1 protein-coding gene and 1 pseudogene are annotated in these 1,095 nt (G+C 65.2%); both read right to left on the reverse strand.

Features of this window, described 5'->3' with window-relative positions:
* A partial coding sequence (locus ACIOKD_RS42045; RefSeq protein ID WP_402093767.1) for an alpha-amylase family glycosyl hydrolase occupies positions 1–857 on the reverse strand: 857 nt, incomplete at its 3' end.
* Positions 854–1,095, reverse strand: a pseudogene (locus ACIOKD_RS42050) (alpha-1,4-glucan--maltose-1-phosphate maltosyltransferase); the annotation flags it as partial. The gene ACIOKD_RS42045 and the pseudogene ACIOKD_RS42050, both read right to left, overlap by 4 nt.

Below are 1,095 nucleotides of genomic sequence, written 5' to 3' on the forward strand. Positions count from 1 at the left end.
AAGGCCATGTGGCATTCGTCGCCGCCGGCGGTGTAGTCGCCGAAGTAGTCGACGACGTCTTCGGGCCATTGGTTGGCTTCGGCGAGCAGGACGGTGTCGGGGTAGTGGGCGTCGATCTCGGCGCGGACCTGTTTGAGGACCTGGTGGGTGGCGGGGAGGTTTTCGCAGTCGGTGCCTTCTTCGGCGAAGAGGTAGGGGACGGCGTCGAGGCGGAAGCCGTCGATGCCGAGGTCGAGCCAGAAGCGGAGGGCGGAGATGATTTCTTCGACGACGGCGGGGTTTTCGAAGTTGAGGTCGGGCTGGTGGGAGAAGAAGCGGTGGAAGTAGTACTGCTTGCGGATGGGGTCGAAGGTCCAGTTGGAGGCTTCGGTGTCGACGAAGATGATGCGGGCGTCGGCGTATTGCCGGTCGTTGTCGGCCCACATGTAGTAGTCGCCGTAGGGGCCGTCGGGGTCGTTGCGGGAGGCCTGGAACCAGGGGTGCTGGTCGCTGGTGTGGTTCATGACGAAGTCGATGATGACGCGCATGCCGCGCTGGTGGGCGGCGTCGGTGAATTCGACGAAGTCGGCGAGGTCGCCGAATTCGGGCAGGACGGAGGTGTAGTCGGAGACGTCGTAGCCGCCGTCGCGCAGGGGGGACTGGAAGAAGGGGGGCAGCCACAGGCAGTCGACGCCGAGCCATTGGAGGTAGTCGAGTTTGGCGGTGAGGCCTTTGAGGTCGCCGATGCCGTCGCCGTTGCTGTCCTGGAAGGAGCGGACGAGGACTTCGTAGAAGACGGCGCGTTTGAACCATTCGGGGTCGCGGTCCTTGGCGGGGGTGTCCTCGAACTTGTCTTCGACGGGTTCGTTGACGATCATGTGGGTGACCCTCCGGTGGGCGGTGAGGACGGTCGCAGGACGGTGAACACGTGCGCGGCCCGGTGACCGGGCGTCAGGCGTACGTAGTTGGTCCTGCCCCAGGGGTAGATCTCGCCGGAGAGCTCGTCGCGCACCGGCACCGACGCGTGCCGGTCGAGCCCGAGTCGTGGCATGTCCAACGAGACCGTGGCTTCCTGGGTGTGGTGGGGGTCGAGGTTCACGACCACCAGAACCGTGT

Source organism: Streptomyces sp. NPDC087844, assembly GCF_044742785.1.
Taxonomy (GTDB): Bacteria; Actinomycetota; Actinomycetes; order Streptomycetales; family Streptomycetaceae; genus Streptomyces.